The 22,296-nt window shown below is 67.2% G+C and carries 19 protein-coding genes and 1 pseudogene; 12 read left to right on the forward strand and 8 right to left on the reverse strand.

The window, feature by feature from the left end; genetic code table 11:
* Nucleotides 1-325: 325 nt before the first annotated feature.
* Entirely contained in the window at nucleotides 326-1,108 is a 783-nt protein-coding gene (locus ACMGFH_RS16775) for an SDR family NAD(P)-dependent oxidoreductase (protein ID WP_415379605.1), read from the reverse strand.
* Between the two features lie 99 nt (nucleotides 1,109-1,207).
* Between ACMGFH_RS16775 and ACMGFH_RS16780 the strand changes: the two genes are divergently transcribed.
* The 5 genes and pseudogenes from ACMGFH_RS16780 (at nucleotide 1,208) to ACMGFH_RS16800 (ending at nucleotide 8,481) form a co-directional block, all read left to right on the forward strand.
* Complete coding sequence (locus ACMGFH_RS16780; protein ID WP_415379606.1) at nucleotides 1,208-1,630, forward strand: PPC domain-containing DNA-binding protein; 423 nt, start codon at nucleotides 1,208-1,210, stop codon at nucleotides 1,628-1,630.
* A gap of 13 nt (nucleotides 1,631-1,643) precedes the next feature.
* Entirely contained in the window at nucleotides 1,644-5,342 is a 3,699-nt protein-coding gene (locus ACMGFH_RS16785) for a DNA polymerase II large subunit (RefSeq protein WP_415379607.1), read from the forward strand.
* Nucleotides 5,343-6,123: 781 nt separating this feature from the next.
* Nucleotides 6,124-7,395, forward strand: a complete 1,272-nt coding sequence (locus ACMGFH_RS16790) for an ice-binding family protein (RefSeq protein WP_415379608.1) — start codon at nucleotides 6,124-6,126, stop codon at nucleotides 7,393-7,395.
* A gap of 253 nt (nucleotides 7,396-7,648) precedes the next feature.
* Nucleotides 7,649-7,897, forward strand: coding sequence for a hypothetical protein (locus ACMGFH_RS16795; protein ID WP_415379610.1), 249 nt, complete (start codon nucleotides 7,649-7,651; stop codon nucleotides 7,895-7,897).
* Nucleotides 7,898-7,942: 45 nt separating this feature from the next.
* Nucleotides 7,943-8,481, forward strand: a pseudogene (locus tag ACMGFH_RS16800) (IS5 family transposase).
* Between the two features lie 35 nt (nucleotides 8,482-8,516).
* On the opposite strand, the gene ACMGFH_RS16805 reads toward ACMGFH_RS16800, so the two are convergent.
* Nucleotides 8,517-9,506, reverse strand: a complete 990-nt coding sequence (locus tag ACMGFH_RS16805) for a PGF-CTERM sorting domain-containing protein (RefSeq protein ID WP_415379611.1) — start codon at nucleotides 9,504-9,506, stop codon at nucleotides 8,517-8,519.
* A 617-nt stretch (nucleotides 9,507-10,123) separates the two neighbouring features.
* Between ACMGFH_RS16805 and ACMGFH_RS16810 the strand changes: the two genes are divergently transcribed.
* Entirely contained in the window at nucleotides 10,124-11,839 is a 1,716-nt protein-coding gene (locus ACMGFH_RS16810; RefSeq protein ID WP_415379612.1) for a histidine kinase N-terminal 7TM domain-containing protein, read from the forward strand.
* A 24-nt stretch (nucleotides 11,840-11,863) separates the two neighbouring features.
* On the opposite strand, the gene ACMGFH_RS16815 is transcribed toward ACMGFH_RS16810, so the two are convergent.
* The 5 genes from ACMGFH_RS16815 to ACMGFH_RS16835 all read right to left on the reverse strand — a co-directional run bounded on the left by ACMGFH_RS16815 (nucleotide 11,864) and on the right by ACMGFH_RS16835 (nucleotide 14,598).
* On the reverse strand, nucleotides 11,864-12,400 hold the full coding sequence (locus ACMGFH_RS16815) for a hypothetical protein (protein WP_415379613.1): 537 nt from the start codon (nucleotides 12,398-12,400) through the stop codon (nucleotides 11,864-11,866).
* 58 nt (nucleotides 12,401-12,458) lie between these two features.
* On the reverse strand, nucleotides 12,459-13,106 hold the full coding sequence (hisH, locus tag ACMGFH_RS16820) for an imidazole glycerol phosphate synthase subunit HisH (RefSeq protein WP_415379614.1): 648 nt from the start codon (nucleotides 13,104-13,106) through the stop codon (nucleotides 12,459-12,461).
* A 96-nt stretch (nucleotides 13,107-13,202) separates the two neighbouring features.
* Complete coding sequence (locus ACMGFH_RS16825; RefSeq protein ID WP_415379615.1) at nucleotides 13,203-13,796, reverse strand: uracil-DNA glycosylase; 594 nt, start codon at nucleotides 13,794-13,796, stop codon at nucleotides 13,203-13,205.
* Between the two features lie 59 nt (nucleotides 13,797-13,855).
* Nucleotides 13,856-14,422, reverse strand: coding sequence for a DUF99 family protein (locus ACMGFH_RS16830; protein WP_415379616.1), 567 nt, complete (start codon nucleotides 14,420-14,422; stop codon nucleotides 13,856-13,858).
* Entirely contained in the window at nucleotides 14,419-14,598 is a 180-nt protein-coding gene (locus tag ACMGFH_RS16835) for a DUF5786 family protein (RefSeq protein ID WP_274321919.1), read from the reverse strand. Before ACMGFH_RS16835 ends, ACMGFH_RS16830 begins: the two co-directional genes overlap by 4 nt.
* 612 nt (nucleotides 14,599-15,210) lie before the next feature.
* On the opposite strand from ACMGFH_RS16835, the gene ACMGFH_RS16840 reads away from it, so the two are divergent.
* On the forward strand, nucleotides 15,211-15,624 hold the full coding sequence (locus tag ACMGFH_RS16840; RefSeq protein ID WP_415379617.1) for a hypothetical protein: 414 nt from the start codon (nucleotides 15,211-15,213) through the stop codon (nucleotides 15,622-15,624).
* A gap of 35 nt (nucleotides 15,625-15,659) precedes the next feature.
* Here the strand turns inward: ACMGFH_RS16840 and ACMGFH_RS16845 are convergent, their stop codons facing one another.
* Nucleotides 15,660-16,247 (reverse strand): hypothetical protein, encoded by a 588-nt coding sequence (locus ACMGFH_RS16845; protein WP_415379618.1) that lies wholly within the window; start codon nucleotides 16,245-16,247, stop codon nucleotides 15,660-15,662.
* 122 nt (nucleotides 16,248-16,369) lie between these two features.
* On the opposite strand from ACMGFH_RS16845, the gene ACMGFH_RS16850 reads away from it, so the two are divergent.
* From ACMGFH_RS16850 to ACMGFH_RS16870, 5 genes are all read left to right on the forward strand, one after another.
* Entirely contained in the window at nucleotides 16,370-17,617 is a 1,248-nt protein-coding gene (locus tag ACMGFH_RS16850) for a four-carbon acid sugar kinase family protein (protein WP_415379619.1), read from the forward strand.
* 1 nt (nucleotide 17,618) lies between these two features.
* Complete coding sequence (locus tag ACMGFH_RS16855; RefSeq protein WP_415379620.1) at nucleotides 17,619-18,782, forward strand: PdxA family dehydrogenase; 1,164 nt, start codon at nucleotides 17,619-17,621, stop codon at nucleotides 18,780-18,782.
* On the forward strand, nucleotides 18,779-20,089 hold the full coding sequence (locus tag ACMGFH_RS16860; RefSeq protein WP_415379621.1) for a DUF362 domain-containing protein: 1,311 nt from the start codon (nucleotides 18,779-18,781) through the stop codon (nucleotides 20,087-20,089). Before ACMGFH_RS16855 ends, ACMGFH_RS16860 begins: the two co-directional genes overlap by 4 nt.
* 79 nt (nucleotides 20,090-20,168) lie before the next feature.
* The gene (locus ACMGFH_RS16865; protein WP_415379622.1) at nucleotides 20,169-21,584 is read left to right on the forward strand and encodes an APC family permease; all 1,416 of its coding nucleotides are present in this window, start codon (nucleotides 20,169-20,171) and stop codon (nucleotides 21,582-21,584) included.
* Nucleotides 21,581-22,291, forward strand: coding sequence for a universal stress protein (locus ACMGFH_RS16870; RefSeq protein WP_415379623.1), 711 nt, complete (start codon nucleotides 21,581-21,583; stop codon nucleotides 22,289-22,291). The genes ACMGFH_RS16865 and ACMGFH_RS16870 overlap by 4 nt, the downstream gene beginning before the upstream one ends.
* Nucleotides 22,292-22,296 lie beyond the last annotated feature (5 nt).

Here is a 22,296-nt window from a genome sequence, read left to right on the forward strand (position 1 = left end):
ATGAAAGCCCTCGGCGCGCTCGCGGCCGCTGGGCGGGATATCCTCAGTCGCTTCGCTCCTTCGGATAGGGCCCGCCCAGCGACTCCGTTCGCTACGCTCACCGCGAGCGGACCTCGCCCTTTCAGTCCACCAGGAACAGCACCGCCCCGCACAGCACCGCAGACAGCCACATTCCTCCCCAACCGATTGCGATGCTCGCAGGCTGCGCTTCTCATCCCTCGCGCGACTATTTCGAGCGGCCCGCCAAGCGGCGGGCACGCTCGACAGCGCGCGCCAGAATCAAATTCACTCGCCGAAACCCGCGTGAAACCGTCTCTCGGTCCGATTACCGGTTGTCGAGGCTCCAGTCGGGGATGGGGACCTGGCCGCCGTCGACGCGGAGTTCGTGGCCGTTGACGTAGTCGGCGGCGGGGGAGGCGAGGAAGGCGACGCCGTTGGCGATGTCCTCGGGTTCGGCGAAGTGACCGAGCGGGTTGAGCTCCGTGATCTGTTCGGTGACGGCCTCGGAGAAGCCGTCGGTCATGCGGGTGTTCACCCAGCCGGGGGCGACGGCATTGACGCGGATGCCCTCGCGGCCGAGTTCGAGCGCGAGGCTCTTGGTGAGGCCGAGGAGGCTCCACTTGCCGACGTCGTACTGCGGGGACTGGCCGACGGCGTTCTTGGTGTGGATGGAGGTGATGTTGACGATCTTGCCGTAGCCACGCTCGACCATGCCGTCGACGACGGCGCGCGTGCAGTTGATCGAGCCGAACAGGTGGACTTCGATGTTCAGCCGGAAGTCCGAGTCGTAGCCCTCGTCGAGGAACGGTCCGGCGTTGCCGACGCCGGCGTTGTTGACGAGGATGTCGACGCTCCCGAGTTCTTCCTCACCGTGTTCGACCATCGCCGCGACCTCGTCCTCGTCGGTCACGTCGGCGGCGACGCCGACGGCGTCGCTGTCGTCGTCGCGATCGCGGATGGTCTGTGCGGTGTCGTTCGCCACGTCTTCGTCGAGGTCGTTGACGACGACGTCGGCGCCGTGGGAGGCGAGTTCGAGCGCGATGGCGCGGCCGTTGCCGCGGCCGCCGCCGGTCACCAGTGCCGTCTCGCCGGTTAGATCGAGATCCATGGCCGCGAGTTCGGGGGCACCCGCCTTCAAGCCCGGTCCTCGCGGAACCGCGCCGGGGTGTCGGAAACGTTTTTTGTCGAGCCACTCGCTGTAGTGGGTATGGATTACCTGGAACTGGAGGGCGCTCGCGAGTTCGTCGCCCGCCTCGAACACGGCGCGGACTGGCGCGCCCAGATCGAGGCCTTCGCCGCCGACGAGGGAGTCGACGCCGCCTTCTTCTTCGGCCTCGGCGCGGTGCAGGACGCCGAGATACTGTACTACGACCAGGAGGACGAGGAGTACTACCCCCAGACCTTCGACGAGCCGCTGGAGATGGCCGCCTGCGTCGGCAACGTCTCCGAACTCGACGGCGAGCCGTTCGCCCACACCCACGCCGTCCTCTCGCGGGAGGACGGGACGACGCTGGCGGGGCACCTCGACAGCGCGACCGTCTTCGCCGGCGAGCTGTACGTCCGCGAGTTCGACGTGCCGCTGGAGCGGGAGTACGACGAGGAGACCGCGCTCGACCTCTGGCCGCTGTGATGGGAGCGCGACGATGAAACCCGAGGACGAGCGCTACTTCGAACGACTGGAGTCGGGGCTGGACGACGCGTTCGAGGTGGCCGAGGCGGCCCGCGAGCGCGGCGGCGACCCCACCGACGGCGTGGAGATCCCCGTCGCCCGCGACATGGCCGACCGCGTCGAGAACATCCTCGGCATCGACGGCGTCGCCGAGCGCGTCCGCGAACTGGAGGGCGAGATGAGCCGCGAGGAGGCGGCGCTCGAACTCGTCTCGGACTTCGTGGACGGCGACGTGGGGGACTACGACACCCGCGCCGGGAAGGTCGAGGGCGCGGTCCGCACCGCGGTCGCCCTGCTCACCGAGGGCGTCGTCGCCGCGCCCATCGAGGGGATCGACCGCGTCGAGATCCTCGAGAACGACGACGGCACGGAGTTCGTCAACGTCTACTACGCCGGGCCGATCCGCTCTGCGGGCGGGACCGCGCAGGCGCTCTCGGTGCTGGTCGCGGACTACGCCCGCGCGATGCTCGGCATCGATCAGTACAAAGCGAGGGACGACGAGATCGGTCGCTACGCCGAGGAGATCGACCTCTACGACAAGGAGACGGGCCTGCAGTACACGCCGAAGGAGAAGGAGAGCAAGTTCATCGCCGAGCACATGCCGATCATGCTCGACGGCGAGGCCACGGGCGACGAGGAGGTCTCGGGCTATCGGGACCTCGAACGGATCGACTCCAACTCCGCCCGCGGCGGGATGTGTCTCGTCATGGCCGAGGGGATCGCGTTGAAGGCCCCAAAGATCCAGCGCTACACCCGCAATCTCGACGAGGTCGACTGGCCGTGGCTTCAGGACCTCATCGACGGCACCATCGGCAAAGAGGAGGGCGACGCCGACGGCGAGGGGGACGGAGAGGGCGACGACGCGGAAGCAGACGACGCCGAAGCGGACGACGGCGACGAGAGCGAGGAAGCGGCCGGCCCGCCCCGCCTCGACCCTTCGAAGAAGTTCCTGCGGGACCTCATCGCCGGTCGCCCCGTCTTCTCGCACCCGAGCGAGGCCGGCGGCTTCCGTCTGCGCTACGGCCGTGCACGCAACCACGGGAACGCGACCGCCGGCGTCCACCCGGCGACAATGCACCTCGTCGACGACTTCCTCGCGACGGGCACCCAGATCAAGACCGAGCGCCCCGGCAAAGCCGCGGGCGTCGTCCCCGTCGACACCATCGAAGGGCCAACCGTCCGCCTCGCCAACGGCGAGGTCCGGCGGATCGACGACCCCGAGGACGCGCTGGAAGTCCGCAACGGCGTCGAGAAGGTGATCGACCTCGGGGAGTACCTCGTCAACTACGGCGAGTTCGTCGAGAACAACCACCCGCTGGCCCCGGCCTCTTACACCGTCGAGTGGTGGGCCCAGGAGTTCGACGAGGCCGGCGCGGACGTGCAGGCCATGCGCGACTCGACGGACGTGGATCTGTCGGACCCCAGCGCCCAGGAAGCGCTCGACTGGGCCGACGAGTACGACGCGCCGCTGCACCCCAAATACACCTACTGCTGGCACGACCTGAGCGTCGACGAGGTGTGCGCGCTCGCGGACGCCGTGGAGCAGGGCAGAGTCGCGCAGACCGACGGCGCCGTGGCGAGAGACCCGGAGGACCGCGACGACGTCGGTGCGGGAGCGGTCCAGCACGACGCCGCGACCGACGGCCACGACCGCGACGCGGGCGCCGCGGCCGCCGGCGACCTCGTGCTCCCGCGCTCCCCCCCGGTCCGCGAGGCGGTCGAACACCTGCTCGTCGAGCACACCCAGACCGACGACACGCTCGTGATCCCGGACTGGCGCCCGCTCGTCCGCACCCTCGGCTTTTCAGATTCGCTGGAACGGGAGTGGACTCCCGCCGACCTCTCGGAGCGCGCCCGGACCTACGGCGGCGGCGAGGCCAGCGACGCCCAGCTGGAATCCTCGGCGGCCTCGACCGAAGACGGCGCCAACGCGATCCTCGCGGTCAACGAGATCGCCCCCTTCCCGGTCCGCGAGCGCGCCCCGACGCGCATCGGCAACCGGATGGGACGCCCCGAGAAATCCGAGAGCCGGGACCTCTCGCCGGCGGTCCACACGCTGTTCCCCATCGGCGACGCCGGCGGCTCACAGCGGAAGGTCGGCGACGCCGCCGTCGCCGGCGACAGTTACGACGACAGCCAGGGCAAGGTCGAGGTCGAGGTCGGCCGCCAGGAGTGCACCGACTGCGGGACCCGGACGTACAAGCCCCGCTGTCCCGACTGCGGCGGCGTCTGCGAGGCCGTCTACGTCTGCCCCGACTGCGACAGCGAGGTCGCGGTCGACGAGTCCGGCCGTGCGGAGTGTTCGCGCTGCGAGACGCTCGCCCGCCCGACACAGACCGAGGTCGTCGACGTCAACAGCGAGTTCAAGGACGCGCTGGCAAACCTCAACGAGCGTCCGACCGCCTACGACGCGCTCAAGGCAGTCAAGGGGCTCTCCTCGGAGAAGAAGACGCCCGAACCGATGGAGAAAGGCATCCTCCGCGCGAAACACGGCGTCTCGGCGTTCAAGGACGGCACCGTCCGCTACGACATGACGGACCTCCCCGTCACGGCCGTCCGCCCCTCCGAGTTGGACGTGACCGCCGAGGCCTTCCGCGCGCTGGGCTACGGGGAGGACATCCACGGCCAGCCCCTCCAGCACGACGACCAGCTGGTCGAACTCAACGTCCAGGACGTCGTCCTCTCGGAGGGCGCCGCCGAGCACATGCTCAAGACCGCCGACTTTGTCGACGACCTGCTGGAGTCGTACTACGGCCTCGACCCCTTCTACAACCTCGAAGAGCGCGACGACCTCGTCGGCGAACTCGTCTTCGGGATGGCCCCCCACACTAGCGCCGCGACCGTCGGCCGTATTGTCGGATTCACGACAGCAGCAGTTGGGTACGCTCATCCCTATTTCCACGCCGCGAAGCGAAGGAACTGCGACGGCGACGAAGACTGCGTGATGCTTCTCATGGACGGGCTGCTCAACTTCTCGAAGCAGTTCCTGCCTGACCAGCGAGGGGGGCAGATGGACGCGCCGCTGGTCATGTCCTCTCGGATCGACCCGGCGGAGATCGACGACGAGGCGCACAACATCGACATCATGCGGGAGTACCCGAAGGAGTTCTACGAGGCGACCCGCGAGCTGGCCGACCCGGAGGACGTCGAGGACGTCATGACTATCGCGGAGGCGACGCTGGGGACCGACGAGGAGTACACGGGCTTCGACCACACCCACGACACGGCGGACATCGCCGCGGGGCCGGCGCTGTCGGCGTACAAGACGCTCGGGTCGATGGAGGAGAAGATGGACGCCCAGCTCAACCTCTCGCGGAAGATCCGGGCGGTCGACGAGACCGACGTCGCCGAGCGCATCATCGAGTACCACTTCCTGCCGGACCTGATCGGGAACCTCCGGGCCTTTTCCCGGCAGGACGTGCGCTGTCTGGACTGCGGCGAGAAGTACCGGCGGATGCCCCTCTCGGGCGACTGCCGGGAGTGCGGCGGCCGCGTGAACCTGACGGTCCACGAGGGCTCGGTCAACAAGTACATCGAGACCGCCACGCGCGTCGCCGAGGAGTTCGACTGTCGCACCTACACCAAACAGCGCATCGAACTGCTCGACCGGAAGATAAACCGCATCTTCGAGGACGACACCAACAAGCAGAGCGGGATTGCGGACTTTATGTAAAGACCATCTTTTTCGCCGGGGGGTGTCCTCGGTCGCTTCGCTCCCTGCGGGCACCCCCGGGCCAAAAACATGGGTGAAAAAGGCCGCATCTCGGCCTTCGACCTCGATGCGGTGTCCGCAGGAGTGAGCACCGCGAACGACTGCGGACTCGTCAGAGCGGCGCTCTGACGGTGAAACGCCTCGCTTCGCTCGGCGTATGCTCAGTACAGTGTTTTAACTAAACACAACCTTCTGTACAGAGGCTCGATCTTCGACGGCGAACAAGTTAAATCAACTGTGAGTAATGATTCGTGTGTTGACGACGAACGTTCCTTCACTATCTACCGGGCTTTGAGATAGCGTAAGACGATATGGTGATGGAGCTTGTCGTGCCGTTTCGAGAATTTTAAGCAATATCGCCGGACGGCTCGCCGAGCTGAGTGAATTGTTTACTCACCAAGCCCGAGTGATTGGAACCCTGGGAAAGTGTATATTCATCCATGTGTATAACTTATTGACTGACTAATCGAAATTTCATGCTGAGATTACTATACACAAAGCCACGTGTAACAATATGATCATCAGATTGATGAATGAGTGGAGTGATCACAAATTGCCACTCAACAGAAGAACATACCTGGGACTGTTGTCAGCAGCGGGATTGACTACGTTCGGGGTATCACGCGTCACAAGCCAAGAACAGCCGGACTCAGTCGATCTAGGGGCGGCCGGTAACTATACGATCCTAGCGAAATCGGGAATCGATAGTGTTCCCGATTCCGATGTGACGGGAGATATCGGTGTGAGCCCAATCGACTCGACTGCCATCACTGGTTTCGCTTTGGAGCTGGATTCCTCAGGCGAATACGCGACATCGGATCAAGTGGGCGGACGTGTATACGCGGCTGACTACGATGACCCGACCCCATCCGAGTTGACCACGGCTGTGAGCGATATGGAATCAGCGTATACCGATGCTGCCAACCGCGTACCTGAATTCCAAGACGTAAACGGTGGAGACATCGGCGGTGAGACCCTGGTTCCTGGGGTCTACAACTGGAGCTCGGCCGTTTCAATAAGCGACGACGTTACTCTCGAGGGTGGTCCGGATGATATCTGGATCTTCCAGATCGATGGCAATCTTACGACGGCCAGCGGCACGAACGTCGTCTTGAGTGGTGGCGCCCAGGTCGAGAACATCTTCTGGCAGGTCGCTGGCGGTGCCGGCGTGGAGATCGGAACGAACGCCCAATTCTCGGGGGTCGTACTGACTCAAGCGAAGATAGATGTGCTTACTGGAGCAACGGTGGACGGGTGCCTGTACGCACAGACTGCAGTCAATCTGCAAATGGCGACAGTTACAGGCTGCGACCACTCCACGACAGACCCCGACACGCCAGACGATACCGACACGCCAGACGATACCGACACGCCAGACGATACCGACACGCCAGACGATACCGACACGCCCGACGATACCGACACGCCAGACGATACCGACACGCCAGACGATACCGACACGCCAGACGATACCGACACGCCCGACGATACCGACACGCCAGACGATACCGACACGCCAGACGATACCGACACGCCCGACGATACCGACACGCCCGACGATACCGACACGCCAGACGATACCGACACGCCAGACGATACCGACACGCCCGACGATACCGACACGCCAGACGATACCGACACGCCAGACGATACCGACACGCCAGACGATACCGACACGCCAGACGATACCGACACGCCAGACGATACCGACGAAGATGAGAAAGAGGACGACAAAAAGAAGCCGGATGTGAAAAATGATGTTCGGTTCAAGGCGAAATGCAAAACAGACAAACGTATCAAACACGCCGTCCACAACGACACGAAACACGATCTGAAGTTCTCCTACAAGCTGAAGGGAACGAAAAAGGGCGGCAAGGTTAGAGTTGACAAGCACGACTGCAAATACTTCTGGACCAAAAACAAGAAAGACGTCTGCACAGTGATATTCATGTACGACGGCGAGAAGATCGCGACGGTCGACGTCGAGTCGATCCCGGAGTGTGGCTGCGACTGAAGGGTGAGCCTCTAGCCCGCTCGGGTCGCTTTCTCTACTTTCCGCGCAACCGAACTTATTGCCGCGGCTCGGAGCGTGTGGCAAACGTAGGCTCAACCGCTACCTGCGGCCAGTTCAGAAGTCGTCAGGTTTCACGAGCACGCCGTCACCGTAGGGGAATGTGTCTCAACACTTGGATCAACGGATCTGGTGAATCGCAGTACGGCGTCGGCTTCAACCGTTAGAACTAGGAAAGTGAAGCGGGAAACCGTCGATGTCCATGTCGAAAATTTCCCGCTTCACTGAGAAGGTCGTGACGTTAACCAAAAATGCTGTTGGTGGGCGAGGCGACGTCGCCACCCCCTTCGGGGGCGGCGGCTTGGCCGAGTATGCGGTACTGTCGCTGCACTGTCTGCGGGTTTACCTGGAGAAATCGTACGGAGAAACCCTCGACCTGCTGAGTGAGATGCCACAAATACTCGGGGATATCGGCCTCAACGCGGTCGATCTCCCCGACCACTAGACGCTAGTCAAGTGATTTGACAGGATCAAGACCGGACTCTGGCGAGTGCTGCTGCGCCTCTCGGCGCAGCTGCACGACCCGAGCGGTCACGCCGCGATCGACGCGACGTTTTTCGACCGCGAAACCGCCAGCAAACACTACTGCCGCCGGACGAATTACCGCGTCCAGACGCTCAAAACGACCGCTCTCGTCGACACAGACAGCCACGCGATTCTGGACGTTCACTGTACGACCGAGAAAACGCACGACACACAGCTCGACTGGCAGGTCGCCCGCCGCAACGCGGGCGCCTCGCCAGCCTCGCTGCAGACAAAGGCTACGACTGGATGGAATTACGCGAAAAACTCCGCGAAGAGGGGATGAGACCGCTGATCAAACACCGCGAGTTCCGGCCCATCGACTACGCGCACAACGCGCGGATCGATAGGCCTCGCTACCGCCAACGATCGACGTGTGAATCCGTCTTCTCGACGATAAAGCGCACGCTCGGCGATGCCGTGCGTGCGCGAGCGTGGTTTCGGGAGTTCCGCGAAATCGCCCTGAAGTGTGTCGTTCACAACATCAAGCGAGCCGTGACACCGTGAAATCAAGCTCTGTCTAGCGATTCGCCACGGCCGGATCAACGGAATCGAGAGTGCCAGACGACGGCAAGTGACCCGACCATCGCGAGGAGCCCAGCACCTAGCAGGACCAACCGATCGGCGACGCCGCTTGATACGAACTCACGATCCCCAGTACCGGCATCGTGATTCACCCCTGCCTCATCGTCTGCTGAGTGTGTGCTGGTGTCTGAACCGGTCGGGTCGTCTTCCGCAGACGACTCCGTGTCGTCGCTAGTCTGTTCCGGCAGCTCGGCCGACTGATCGGTGCCGCTCTCTTTGTCAACGAGTTGCAGAACCACGACGACCTGCCCGTGAGACGCCTGCGGCGTGAAGCTCCACCCTCCGCCCGTTTCCTCGTAGGATACCGGATCGACGGTTGGATCCACCGTCGAATCCCAGGTCTGTCTTGACTGTTCGATGTATCCGACGAGCTCGATTTTGTGCGCGGACGGTCCATCGATCGACGCTTCCCCGAACTCGATTGTTTCGTTACTCGAGAGCCCGTGGAACTCCACGCAATGCGAGTCGAGGTATCCGTCCCCCTGCGGGAGCTCCGGGTTCGTGCCGAACTGGTCGGCGTCAAGCGGACGGTCGTAGTGCTGGGTAAGCGGGTATTGGACCGTAATCGGATCCGCGGAACTATGCCACCCGATCGATTCGCCGGTGGGGACTGTTACCGTCGTATTCGGCACGCTCTCACCGATGATCGGTTCGCCGACTTCGTTGAGAAGGGTGACACAGATCTTTGCAGATCCATTCCCGAGGTACGGGCTGCGGTACTCGTCGCGCGGGTTGACGTAGCTTATCCACTCGCCATCGGGATCTTGGGCTTCGAAATATTGGTCGCCTGGCTCGGGGACCGGTTCGACGTAGGCGGTCTCGCTCACGTTCGTAGCGGCGATCGGACCGGCGGTTCCGCCGATTAGGAGGAGAATCGCTACGACCAACAGTGCCACCCAGAACGGAACGGGGGAGAAACGGGAGGTCCCTCTAAAGAACATCGTCATGGGCCTCCCGTTCCGCGACCTTCGGCGGTTCTCGTGTCAGAGCGCAACGAGACCACGAGCAGACGATCGGGACTGTTTGGTCCACACCATCGGGACGTTGTTCGAGCTCGTCCCACGTAGAACAGTGCGAGGACTCAACGTCGTTCTGCGGTACGTACATGCCTCGAATCAGTAATATGTTCCCCGGTAAATGGGTATGAAGAAACTAACAACCCGGAAATACGAACCTACGAAGGGACCAGGGGTCTCACACACCACTCACGCCCGTGAACCGGGGGGCGGAGCGAATGATCCACCCTGGCGATCCGTCTTCCGGTTTAATCGGTCTACACGGGTTTCGATCAGTATCTGTACAGTGCAATTGCCGTTACTGATTTGTCGACATCGATCGGCACTAATTACGGACAGGCGACTCCATTGATGTCAACGTCTATTTCCACTCGTGAGAACGCGTTTAACCAGAACGGCTTACGCAAGATACGCGCACTGTTTCTTGCCCGAATCCTCGTAGATCCCCAGAATCTATCATAAAATCCAGCGCTCAATACGCACGTGGACCGAACACCGCGAGTATCCAGCACCCAAATCCCGAAGTAGCTGTACTCGCTGTACTACCTATGGCACCCGTCCCGTGGCCAGCGGTGGCCTCGTTGCTGGCCGCGGGCGGCACCGTGCTGCTGGTCCGGTACCTCTGGCGCTACCGCGACAAGCCCGGTGCGGACTGGTTCCTCGCGAGTCTCTCCTTCCAGACTGTGTGGAGCGTCGCGTACGGGGTCGCGCTCCTCACGTTCGCCGAGCCGATCCGCTGGGCGCTGGAGGTCGTCTCGTGGGCGGCGATGGCCGGGACCGGCGTCTACTTCCTGGCGTTCGCGCTGGCGTACACCGGTCGCGGGACCATCGTCGATCGCTGGTGGCGGGGCGTCGCGGCCTTCCCGCTGCTGATCGGGCTGATCGGGGCGACGAACCCGCTCCACGGGCTGGCGTGGACCGACTTCGCGGTGGTCCCGGTCGCGGGGATGGCGGGGGCGACCTACGATATGCGGCTGTGGGCGGTCGTCGCGGCGACGGCCGGCGTCTCGCTGATCGCCGTCGGGAGCCTCGTGCTGTTCGACACGGTCGTCAGCTACGGGCCGCTCTACCGCCGGGAGGCGATCGCGGTCGGGTTGAGCACGATTCCACCGGTGGTCGCGGTGCTCGGCTGGCTCTACGGCGCGGGGCCGATCCCGGAGGTGAACCTCGCGACGGCCGCGTTCGTCCCGCACGTCGCCCTCGACGCGTACGCATTCGCCCGGAGCGACATGTTCGAGTTCCACCCGGCGACGCGACGGGCGGGCGAGCGAGCGGCGATCGACGACCTCGGCGCGCCGGTGGTCATCGTCGACGAACAGCGCCGGGTCGTCACGCTCAACGGCGCGGCGGAGACGGCCTTCGGCGTGACGAAGGCGGCGGCGCTGACGCGGCCGCTCGACGCACTGCTCGGCGAGGAAGACGCCGACTCGGCCAGCGGGGACGACCCCGCCGCCGGGGAGGGCGTCATCGGTGCGGACGACGTAGTGACGGTCCGTGACGGCGGGCGCCAGCGGATCTACGCGGTGACGGCGACCCCTCTCTCGGACGCGGGCGGGACGCACGTCGGCCACACGGTCGTCTTCCAGGACGTGACCGACGAGCGCCGGCGCGAGCAGCGCCTCGACGTCCTCAACCGCGTCCTCCGACACAACCTCCGCAACGACATGACGGTGGTGCAGGGATTCACAGAGGCGGCGGCCGAGCGCGTCGACGACGACGAGGTCCGGTCGATGCTCGACCGTGCGGCCTCGAAATCGACCGAACTGGCGGCGCTCGGGGAGAAGGCGCGGACGGTCGAGCGCGTCATCGACAGCGACCCGCGCTCGGACCGAGTCGCCGTCGACGACCTGCTCGCAGAGGTCCGAGACGAGCACGTCGACGGGAGCGAGGACGGAACGGTGACCGTCGACGCGCCCGACGTGGCGGTCACGACCGATCCCGCGGTCCTGCAGGTCGTCGTCGGGGCGCTGCTGGAGAACGCACTCGAACACGCCGGTGAGGCGCCGACGGTCGAACTCTCGGCCGAGCGGCGGGACGGGGAGGTCGCGGTCGCCGTCGCCGACGACGGGCCGGGCGTGCCGGACCACGAACTCGCCGTCCTCACCGCGGGCGCGGAGTCGGCGCTGGAACACGGGTCGGGACTCGGCCTCTGGCTGGCCGACTGGGGCGCGACGGCGCTCGGCGGGGATATCGTCGTCGACACCGCTGGCGGGACGACCGCGACGATCACCGTACCGGACGGGGAGCGACCGGTAGACGCCTGATGCGTCGGCCGGAACCGGCCGCGCTCAGAGCCGGTCTTCGAGGACGGCGCCGAAGCCGGCGGCGCCGATACAGAAGGCGACGAGGCCGCCGATGCCGGTCAGGACGAGGCCGCCGTTCATCGCGGCGGCGACGACGAGGGGTTTCAGCCAGTCGTCGCCGTCCCGGCCGACGAGGCGCTCGGCGATGGCGAGGAAGGCGACGGCGGCGCCGACGGCCCAGACGACGTAGGTGAGCAGTCCGAGACCGAGCGCGAGCGGAATCCCGATCAGCGTGAAAAAGAGGATCAGGATCGCGAGTACCGCGAAGATCAGGACGAGGAATCCGTAGACGAACGACCCGACGGGGTCGTCCAACACCGCGGCCATCCGGTCTTCGGTGAACTCCGGGGCGACGGCGACGAGAATTGCGCCGACGATCAGCGTCGTCAGGAAGGATCCGACGGCGCTCCCGACGACGTTGGCGACCGGATCGAGGTTCACGTCCACGTCGATCTGGAGGACGAACGACGAGAGATCGACGTGCAGCGCTAGCGCCGAGAGGTCGACTGCTGGGGAAAACATACTGCGAACAGTCGACGGACGCCGTTAAGAAGTCATCGGCGGGTGCGGCCCGCCGTCGTCACCGCTCGACGCAGACGTCCACGAAGTTGCGCAGGATCCGCAGGCCGGTCTCGCCGGACTTCTCGGGGTGGAACTGGGTACCGAAGACGTTGCCGCGGTCGTTGGCGACGACGGAGGCGAAGTCCGTCCCGTAGTCGGTCGTCGCGACGACGGCGTCGGCGTCGTCGGGCTCGGCGTAGTAGGAGTGGACGAAGTAGGCGTACTGGCCGTCGACCCCCTCGACGAGCGGGTGGTCGCGCTGGACGTCGAGTTCGTTCCAGCCCATGTGTGGCACCTTCAGGTCGCCCTGGAAGCGGACGTTCCGGCCGGGGACGAGGTCGAGTCCCTGCACGCCCCCCTGTCCCTCGCGCTCGGCCTCCTCGCTGCTCGTGAGGAGCATCTGCATGCCGAGGCAGATGCCGAACAGGGGCGTACCGGCCTCGGCCTGGTCGACCAGCGCGTCGCGGAAGGGGCCGGCGTTGTCCATCCCCTCGGAGAAGGCGCCGACGCCAGGGAGGACGATCCCGTCGGCGCCGTCGAAGTCACCGGGGTCGTCGCTGAGCTCGACGGTCGCGCCCGCGCGTTCGAGGCCGCGCGTGACGCTCCGGAGGTTCCCCAGCCCGTAGTCGACCACGACGACCTCGGCCGCGGTCTGTCGCGTGTTCATGGGGGAGCCTACGAACACCGCGGACAAGTCGCTTTCCGTCCGGACCGGCTCGCCGGCCGTCCGGTGGGTAGTATCGAGAGCGCGGATCCGGACCAGTCAGAAGTCGCCGATGCGCGACTGGCCGCTCGTCTCGTCGGTGAACTCGGCGGCCCGTTCCAGCGTCGACGCGAACGTGTCGCGCTGGGAAGGGTCGTACAGCGTCGCCGCAGGATGAACGCAGATCAGTACCCGCCGCCGCTCGCGCCCGAGTTCGGCCTCGACGACGTCGCCGGCCTCGTTCGTGACGCCGACGTCGCGTTCGAGCAGGTGTTCTGCGGGCACCTTCCCGAGCGTGACGACGACCTCGGGGTCGATCCGGTCGATCTCCGTTTCGAGATACCCCCGGCAGTTCGCGAGTTCGTCGTCGGTCGGGTCGCGGTTGTCGGGCGGGCGACAGCGGACGCAGTTGGTGATGCGTACGTCGCCGCGGTCGAGGCCGGCGTCGCGGAGGCCGTCGTCGAGCACGTCGCCGCTGCGGCCGACGAACGGCTCGCCCTGTTCGTCCTCGTACTGGCCGGGGGCCTCGCCGACGAACAGCAGGTCCGCGTCCCCGGGTCCGGTGCCGTTGACGATGCGGCTGCGGCACTCGACGAGCGTCGGGCACCGCTCGCAGGCGGTCACTTCGAGGCCGTCCATCGCGCCGTCGCTCATGTCTCCCCGTCCACCGGGCAGGCCTATAACCGGGTCGGTCCCCGCCCGGGAGCGACTGGTTACGCCGAGTCCGCACCGCCGAACCGCTCGTCGGCGGCGCGAGCGGCCAGCCGCGCGACCCGGAGCGGTTCCGGCCGGCCGCCCTCGGGCGTGAACGCCCTGACCACGTCGGCGGCCTCCTCGTCGTCGAGCCCCGCCGAGCGGACGTAGACCGTCTCGCCGCCGACAGTCACGGGCCGTCGGTCGGGCTGACGGCGGTAGGTCGCCAGGCGCTCGTCGAGGGCGTCGCCGTCGAAGGCGTCGCGGAGCGCGGACTCCAGGCCCTCGCTCGCCTCGAAGCTGACCGAGAGGACCGGTCGGTCGACGCGCTCGCGGATCGCCGGCAGGTCGAAGAGGTTGAACCACGCGGGCGCGATGCCCGCGAGAAGTACGTACCGCACGTCCTCGCGGTCGAGGCTATCGACCAGCGAGGCGACCGTTTCGCTGGCGTCGGTGCCGCCCACCGCGCAGGTGTCGAACGCGAACCCGTCGACGACCCGGCTCGCGCGGACGACGGCGCCGGCCAGCGTGCTGTGCTGCCCTCGGTACGATTCGGCCACACCGAGGGCGCGGACCCCTGTCTTCACGTGTTGTCCTTGATGTCCTCCAGCCGGTCCAACAGCTCGTCGTTCGAGGCGTCGAACTCGTAGGACACGTCTCCGTCGTGTGTGTTTTCTGCCGTGTTGACTCCGTCCTCGTCTTCGAGGTCGGCGTCAAGCTCCTGGTTCTCTTGTTCTGATTCGTCGTAGCTCCCGAACCCCATACGAGTGATCATAACACGGTGATCGTGAAAAATCATACGCCCGGTGGGGAGTAATGGGCAATTAACTGATCGAACATCGATTACTGTGCGACAAACGGGATGATAATCGAAAAACAGGGTGTAACACGAACGTTAGTCAAGATACCTGCCGGATAACTGTACACCCGTGAGACGCGATATCACACCGCGGGACGGTCGACTGCCCGGCGACGATCCGGGTATTTCGGACACCACGTCGCCTGAGCGGGGAAGTAATCGGGTCCTACGGGCGAGAGCGAGCCGTTACTGACAATAGAGCGACTGATACCTCGATCGAGGCCGAATTCGGAGCGACCGAAGCGGCGATATTTTGGGCCGACGATTCGGGCCGCCAGTCGGCCCGAACGGTATGACAGAATATGTATCTATAGGGTCCGGATCGGTTCGATATCCGATAGGTCACGGCGGGCGTGCGCCGCCGCGGCGCTGGATTGGTGACTGCGGGTCACTCGCCGACAGACGGGCCGAAAATCGCTGCATACCCGATTCAGACGCGGTTTTCCGGTCCGCGAGATCGGGTCCGAGAGTGTCCGTCTCGATGACCTTTTCCGCTCCCCGACCGTACCGGATGGTATGACGCGAACGACACGTCATCGAGCCCTCTCGGTCGCCCTCGGCCTCGGCAGCGGTGCGGGACTCTGGTGGCTCGGTACTGATCCCGTGCTCACGACCGCGGCCGGGATCTCTGTGCTCGTCCTCGGTCTGATCGGTGGGCGACTCGTGCGCGACCATCCCGACTACGCGAGCGTCGGCCGGAGCTGGCGCGACAACGGGTGGAGCGCTGCGGGCCAGGCGTTCGTCGTCTTGGTCGCGTTCCAGGCCGTCTACGCGGTGTCGGTCTCGTTCGCGGACCGGGTCGGACTCCTCGTCGTCGTCATCGCCACGTTCATGATCGGCTACTTCGCCGGCGGACTCGACGCGCTGGAGCGCGATTCGACCGGGACGGGCGACGGGCAGGCCGACGCCGTCGTCTCCGCGGACGACTGACCTGCCGACCCGGAGCGAGGTTCTGACCGCGGTTCTCACCCACTGCTCAGGTCCTCGGACGTGCGCTCGGGGAGGTAGATGTGCGCGTCGGGGCTCTGGTCGGCGTCCTCGGCGATGTCGTCTCGTTCGCGCGCCTCGTTTATCGCGGTGTTCGCGTCCGGGCGGTCGACCCGACCGAGGAGCATGAGCGCCTCGACGACCGCCTTCTCCGGGACGCCCCCGCCGGGGCCGCCGAGCGAGAGGTCGTCGAGGTAGTCGGGGTCCTCGTCCAGCATGAACTCGACGTACTCGCGCACGTCGGTCGACCCGCCGAGCCGCTCGTGCCACGCCGCCGGAAACAGGCTGATCCGGCGGTCGTCGACGCTGTCGCCGATCTCGTAGTACACCCCGCCTTCCCACCAGTCGGCGTCGGTCGTGTTCGCGTCGACGTGGGCGAGGAAGTCCTCCGCGTCGAAGGCGTAGTCGTCGCGCGCTTCGAGTTCCGCGGCGTAGGCCTCGACCGTCGCCCATTCGACGCCGGCCTCCCGGTGATAGCGTTCGATCAACTCGACCAGGTCGCGAGCGCCCATCGACTCCCCCTCTCGGACGGCCTCGTCGACGACCGCCTGGTTCGGTTCGCTCATGCGATCGGTTAGGCCGTCAGGCGAATAAATCACAGGCCGCTCGTGAGCACGCCGTCGGGTTCCCGCGGTCGAAGCGCGCTCCGAGGGAGGCGATTAAATACGAGCGAGGGATATCCGTGGCAATGCCAAGCGCGCTCGTCGTCGCCGACGACCTCACCGGCGCGATGGACACGGGTCACGGCTTCGCCGCGCGCGGTCGGTCCGTTCGGGTCCGCCGCGCCGTCGGGGGAGATCCCTCCGACACCGGCCACGCCGACGTGCTCGTCGTCGACACGGACAGCCGCGACGACGACCCCGCGGCGGCCGCGACCGCCGTCGCGCGCGCAGTCGACGCCCACCCCGCCGAACTCGTCTACAAGAAGGTCGACTCGACGCTCCGGGGCAACGTCGTCGCGGAGGTCGACGCGGCCGTCGCGGCGGCGCGAGCGGACCTGGCCGTCGTCGCGCCCGCGTTCCCGGCGACGGGGCGGACCACCGAAGGCGGCCGCCACCTCGTCGACGGCACGCCGCTGGCCGAGGCGGGATACGGCGCGAGCGAGTCGGCCCTGCGAACCCTGTTCGCGCCGTCCGACTATCCGGCCGCTCGCGTCGAATCGCCGACGGTCGAAGCTGGGGCGGACGCCGTCGCGGACCGACTTACCGCAATCGCGTCCAGTAACCGGCCGGCGCTGGCGATCTGCGACGCGGCCACCGACGACCACCTCGCAGCGATCGCGGACGGGGCGGCGTCGACGGGTCCGAACGCGCTCTATGTCGGGAGCGGCGGCCTCGCGGCCCGCGTCGCAGTCCCGGGTGAGTCCCCGGCGGCAGCCGATCCGCGCGCCGATTCGAGCGGCGAATCGGGCGTTCTCGGCGTCGTCGGGAGCGTCAACGAGCGGACGCTCGCGCAACTCGCGCCGGTGGACGACGCGGTCGTGGTGACACTCGATCCGGCGGCCGCAGTCCGGGACCCGGAAACGGTCGGTCGTGCGGCCGCGGACGCCCTCACCGATTCGCTCGGCCGGCGCGGGCGAGCGGTGGTGACTGCCGCGACCGGCGCCGACGACGTGAGGGTGGCCGAGCGAGGGGCTGCGGACGTCGACGCGGTGGCCGCCGACAGGATCGCGACGGCCCTCGCCGCGGCCGCGCGGGCGACCGTCGACGGCGCGGCCCTCGGCGGGCTGTTCCTCACCGGCGGCGACGTGGCCGGGTCGGTCCTCGACGCGCTCGACGCGGCGGAACTCGCGCTCGCTGGCGAGTCGGTCGCCGACGGCGTCCCGGTGGGGCAGATCACCGCGGGGCCGGCGGCGGGGACGCGGGTCGTCACGAAGGCCGGCGGCTTCGGCGACCGAAGAGTCATCCTCAACTGTCTGGACGCGGTGGGTGCGTAGCATGGAGCGACCGACAGTCGCCGTGACGATGGGCGACCCCGCGGGCGTCGGCCCGGAGGTCGTCGTCGGGGCGTATCCGGCGCTGCTCGACGCGGCCGGCCCGCTCGTCGTCGGCGACGCCGACGTGCTGCGGGCGGCCGTCGAGACGCGCGACAGCGACCTCGCCGTCGCCGCCGTCGAGTCGGCGGCCGGGGCGACCGCCGAACCCGGAACGATCCCCGTGCTCGACCTGGACAACGTCGACGCGGAGGCCCTGGAGCACGGCGTCGTCAGGGAGGCCTACGGCGCGGCGAGCCTCGACTACGTCCGACGGGCGATCGACCTCGCGACCGCGGGGGCGGTCGACGCCGTCGCGACCGCGCCGATCAACAAGCAGGCGACGCGCCTCGCGGGCTGCGAACACGCGGGTCACACCGGACTGCTCGCCGACGCGACCGGCACGGACGACTATGCGATGATGCTCGTGGAGGGCGTTGGTTCTACCAACGGAGCCAGCGTCGGCTCCACAGACGGAGAGAGCGTCGGCTCCGCAGACGGAGAGAGCGTCGGCTCCGCAGACGGAGAGAGCGTCGGCTCGGCCGCCGACTACGACCTCGCGGTCACGCACGTCAGCACGCACGTCCCGCTGACGGAGGCCTGCGACCTGGTCTCGACCGGGCGGGTCCGGACGACCGTCGACCTGACCCACGAGGGGATGCGCGACCTCGGGGTCGAGGACCCGACCATCGCGGTCGCGGGGCTCAACCCCCACGCGGGCGACGGGGGTATCCTCGGCGTCACGGAGGGCACCGAGATCGAACCGGCAGTCGACGACGCCCGCGCGGCCGGCCTGGACGTCCGTGGCCCGGAATCGCCGGACACCGTCTTCGCGCGGGCGGCCGCCGGCGACTACGACTGCGTGGTGGCGATGTACCACGACCAGGGCCACATCCCGATCAAGATGCTCGGCTTCGCCAGCGACGACGCCGTCTCGGGCGTCAACGTCACCGTCGGCCTGCCGATCGTCCGCACGAGCGTCGACCACGGCACGGCCTTCGACATCGCCGGCGAGGGCGTCGCGAGCGAGCGGAGCATGGTCGAGGCCGTCGAACTCGCCGCGCGGATCGCGCGCAACCGCGCCGCCCGCGAGGACGCCCTGGCGGCGCATTCCGGCGAGGGCCGATGAACGTCGACTTCCCGGACGCCGACGCCCTGGCCGGCGCCAACGAGTACACCGTCGACGACTTGCCCGAGTTCGCCGTCGCCCACCGCGAGCGGGACCCGGAATCCGTCGAGGACGTGGCCGCGGCCGCGCGCGACGCCGTGGACGCCATCGCGGAGTTCGACGACCTCGACGCAGGTGCGACGGTCGCGGTCACTGCCGGGAGCCGCGGGATCCACGATATGCCGGCCGCCCTCGCGGCCGCGGTCGAGCGTCTGCAGGAGCGGGGATTCGAACCGTTCGTGATCCCGGCGATGGGGAGCCACGGCGGCGCGACCGCGGAGGGTCAGCGCGAGACGCTCGCGGCGCTCGGGACGACCCCCGAGACGCTCGGCTGCGAGATCCGCTCGTCGATGGCCGTCGAGGCCGTCGGCGAGGACGACCTCGGTCGGCCGGTCTACGCCGCTCGCGACGCCCTCGAAGCCGACGCCGTCCTGCTCGCCAACCGCGTCAAACCGCACACCGACTTCCGGGGCGACGTCGAGAGCGGCCTCGCGAAGATGGCCGTGATCGGCCTCGGCAAACACCGCGGCGCCGAGTCGCTGCACAACGCCGCCATCGCGACCGACTTCGCCGACGTGATCGCCGACCGCTACGAGGTCCTGCGCCGCGAGACGCCCATCGTCGGCGGGATCGCCGTCGTCGAGAACGCGGACCACCGCGCCGCCCACGTCGAGGGCATCGACGCCGCGGACGTGCTCGACCGCGAACCCGAACTGCTGGACCTCGCTCGCGAACACCTGGCCGAACTCCCGGTCGACGACCTCGACCTCCTCGTCGTCGACGCGATGGGCAAGGACAAGTCCGGGACCGGGATGGACACGAACGTCCTCGGGCGCTACGACTTCCACGGCGAGGCCGAGCCCGACTCGCCGTCGATCACCCGGGTCTACGCCCGGTCGCTGACGGACCCGTCCCACGGCAACGCGGTCGGGTTCGGTCTGGCCGACTTCGTCCACCGCGATCTGGTCGCCGACGTGGACTTCCACGACACGTACGTCAACATCGTCACGAGCGGCGAGCCCCGGCGGGCGAAACTCCCGTTCGTCGTCCCCGACGACGCCACCGCGCTCGTGCTGGCCTGCTCGACCACCGGCGTCGCCGACCCGGCCGACCTGCGGGTCGCTCGCATCCCGAGTACGATGGATCCCGACTCGCTCGTGGTCTCGGAGCCGGTCGCCGCGGACTTGCGCCAGCGCGACGACGTGACTGTCGGCCCGCTCGCCCCGCTGGAGTTCTCGGACGGCGCGCTCGATCCGGACCCCTACTGACCGGCGTCGCCTCTCGCACGGAACTCCTGTAGACTGATCCGCCGCCATACATATGTGAGTCGAGACCTATCACGGTCCCGTGAGTACAGACGCGCCCGGTGGGCGGAACGTCGAGGGCGAGGCGCCGGTCGTCGAGGAGACGGTCGAGACCGACGAGGCGACGATCATCGACGACGCCGAACTGGAGCGGACGCTCGGGCTGACCGGCGGCCTCGCCATCGGTATCGGGACGATGATCGGCGCGGGCATCTTCGTGTTCCCCGGGCTGGCGGCGGGCGAGGCCGGCCCGGCCGCGGCGGGGTCGTTCGCCATCGGCGCGGTCGTCGCGCTGCTGGTCGCGCTCCCCACCTCGGAACTCGCGACGGCGATGCCGAAAAGCGGCGGCGGGTACTACTTCATCTCCCGCGGGCTGGGGACGCTCGCGGGGACAGTCGTCGGCCTCTCGCTGTGGTTCGGCCTCGTGTTCGCGACCGCCTTCTACCTCGTCGGCTTCGGCTACTACGCCGTCGACACGCTCGCCGAGATCGGGGTCACGGTCGGCGGCGGCCTCGTCATCCCGATCGCCCTGCTGTTCGGCGCCGGCTTCACCGTCCTGAACGTGACGGGGACCGAGAACGCCGCGAAACTCCAGAACGGCGTCGTCGCGCTCCTCCTGTCCATCCTCTCCGTCTTCCTGCTGTACGGTAGCCTCGACGCGCTCGGGGTGGTCGGCACGGCGAGCGCTCCCGAACGGTTCATGCCGTTCGGCCCGGTGTCGGTCCTGACGACGGCGGCGCTCGTGTTCACCTCCTATCTGGGGTTCGCACAGGTCGCGACGGTCGCCGGCGAGATGAAGCAACCGGGGCGGAACCTCCCGCTGGCGATGGTCGGGTCGGTCGTGATCGTCGGCGTGCTGTACGTCGTGACGGTGTTCGTCGCGACCAGCGCGTTCGAGAGCGCCCGGCTCGCCGATCTGGGCGAGACCGCGATGGTCGACGTGGGTCGGCACTACCTCGGCGGCGCGGGCGCGCTCGCCATCGTCTTCGGCGGGTTGCTGGCGACGATGTCCAGCGCCAACGCCTCGATCCTGAGTACGTCGAGAGCGATCTACGCCGTCTCCCGCGACGCCCTCCTCCCGCGGGGGGCCAGTCGTATCAACCTCAAGTACGGCACGCCCCACGTCGCGCTGGGGCTGGCCGGCGGCCCGGTGCTCGTGCTCGTCGCGACCGGGGAGGTCGAGGTCCTCGCGGAGGTCGCCTCCTTCCTGCACCTCGTCCTCTACGGGCTGATGTGCGTCGCCCTGATCATGCTCCGCCGGGACGAACCGGAGTGGTACGACCCCGACTTCCGGGTACCCGGGTACCCGGTCGTGCCGATACTCGGCGCGCTGTCGAGCTTCGCGCTCATCGGATTCATGCAACGGCTATCACAGATCATCGGGCTCGCAGTGATGCTGGCGAGCGCGGGCTGGTACTTCTATTACGCTCGCGACGTTAGTCTCAGGGGAGCGTTATGACTCGCGTCCTCGTGTCGTTGGCGATACTGGAGGGGGATACCGTCTCACCGGGGCTGATCGACCTGCTTGGGACCGTCGACGTGACGGTTCTGGGCTATCACGTCCTGCCCGAGCAGACACCGCCGGACCAGGCCCGGCTCCAGTACGAGGACCGGGCCAACGAGGCGCTCGACGACGTCGCCGAGGAGTTCGCGACCGCCGGGGGTGCGGCCGAGCGGCGCCTCGTGTTCACGCACGACCGGCGGCAGTCGATCCAGCGCGTCGCCAGGGAGATCGGTGCCGACGCGTTCGCCGTCACCGGCGCGACCGGGCCGGTCGAGCGGCTGCTCGTCCCGGTGATCGGCGACGTGGCCGTCGACCGCATCACGGCGTTCGTCACCGAACTGATCGGCGACCGCGACATCGAGGTGACGCTCTTCTTCGCGTCCGAAGACGAGGCGGAACAGACCGTCCTCGACGAGGGCGCGACGGTCCTTCGCGAAGCCGGTCTCGACGTCGAGACGGTACACGCGACCGGCGCACCGTTCGACTCGCTCGTCGACGCGGCGGTGGGTCACGACGCCGTCGTCATGGGCGAGCGCGCGCCGTCGCTCAAGTCGCTCCTCTTCGGCGACGAGGCCGACCGCGTCGCCACCGAGACGGTTGGTCCAGTGCTCGTCGTCCGCCGCGAGAACGAGGAGCGCGACTCGGACGCGGACACCGAGTGACGCGG

This window comes from Halosimplex rarum, from assembly GCF_047715405.1.
Lineage (GTDB): Archaea > Halobacteriota > Halobacteria > Halobacteriales > Haloarculaceae > Halosimplex > Halosimplex rarum.

Coding starts and splice junctions, on each gene's coding strand:
- ACMGFH_RS16860 (WP_415379621.1), top strand. CDS start 18,779: ATGAACGTCGACTTCCCGGACGCCGACGCCCTGGCCGGCGCCAACGAG.
- ACMGFH_RS16775 (WP_415379605.1), bottom strand. CDS start 1,108: ATGGATCTCGATCTAACCGGCGAGACGGCACTGGTGACCGGCGGCGGC.
- ACMGFH_RS16785 (WP_415379607.1), top strand. CDS start 1,644: ATGAAACCCGAGGACGAGCGCTACTTCGAACGACTGGAGTCGGGGCTG.
- ACMGFH_RS16780 (WP_415379606.1), top strand. CDS start 1,208: ATGGATTACCTGGAACTGGAGGGCGCTCGCGAGTTCGTCGCCCGCCTC.
- ACMGFH_RS16795 (WP_415379610.1), top strand. CDS start 7,649: ATGTCCATGTCGAAAATTTCCCGCTTCACTGAGAAGGTCGTGACGTTA.
- hisH (WP_415379614.1), bottom strand. CDS start 13,106: ATGAACACGCGACAGACCGCGGCCGAGGTCGTCGTGGTCGACTACGGG.
- ACMGFH_RS16805 (WP_415379611.1), bottom strand. CDS start 9,506: ATGACGATGTTCTTTAGAGGGACCTCCCGTTTCTCCCCCGTTCCGTTC.
- ACMGFH_RS16815 (WP_415379613.1), bottom strand. CDS start 12,400: ATGTTTTCCCCAGCAGTCGACCTCTCGGCGCTAGCGCTGCACGTCGAT.
- ACMGFH_RS16850 (WP_415379619.1), top strand. CDS start 16,370: ATGCCAAGCGCGCTCGTCGTCGCCGACGACCTCACCGGCGCGATGGAC.
- ACMGFH_RS16845 (WP_415379618.1), bottom strand. CDS start 16,247: ATGAGCGAACCGAACCAGGCGGTCGTCGACGAGGCCGTCCGAGAGGGG.
- ACMGFH_RS16870 (WP_415379623.1), top strand. CDS start 21,581: ATGACTCGCGTCCTCGTGTCGTTGGCGATACTGGAGGGGGATACCGTC.
- ACMGFH_RS16810 (WP_415379612.1), top strand. CDS start 10,124: ATGGCACCCGTCCCGTGGCCAGCGGTGGCCTCGTTGCTGGCCGCGGGC.
- ACMGFH_RS16835 (WP_274321919.1), bottom strand. CDS start 14,598: ATGGGGTTCGGGAGCTACGACGAATCAGAACAAGAGAACCAGGAGCTT.
- ACMGFH_RS16825 (WP_415379615.1), bottom strand. CDS start 13,796: ATGAGCGACGGCGCGATGGACGGCCTCGAAGTGACCGCCTGCGAGCGG.
- ACMGFH_RS16840 (WP_415379617.1), top strand. CDS start 15,211: ATGACGCGAACGACACGTCATCGAGCCCTCTCGGTCGCCCTCGGCCTC.
- ACMGFH_RS16855 (WP_415379620.1), top strand. CDS start 17,619: ATGGAGCGACCGACAGTCGCCGTGACGATGGGCGACCCCGCGGGCGTC.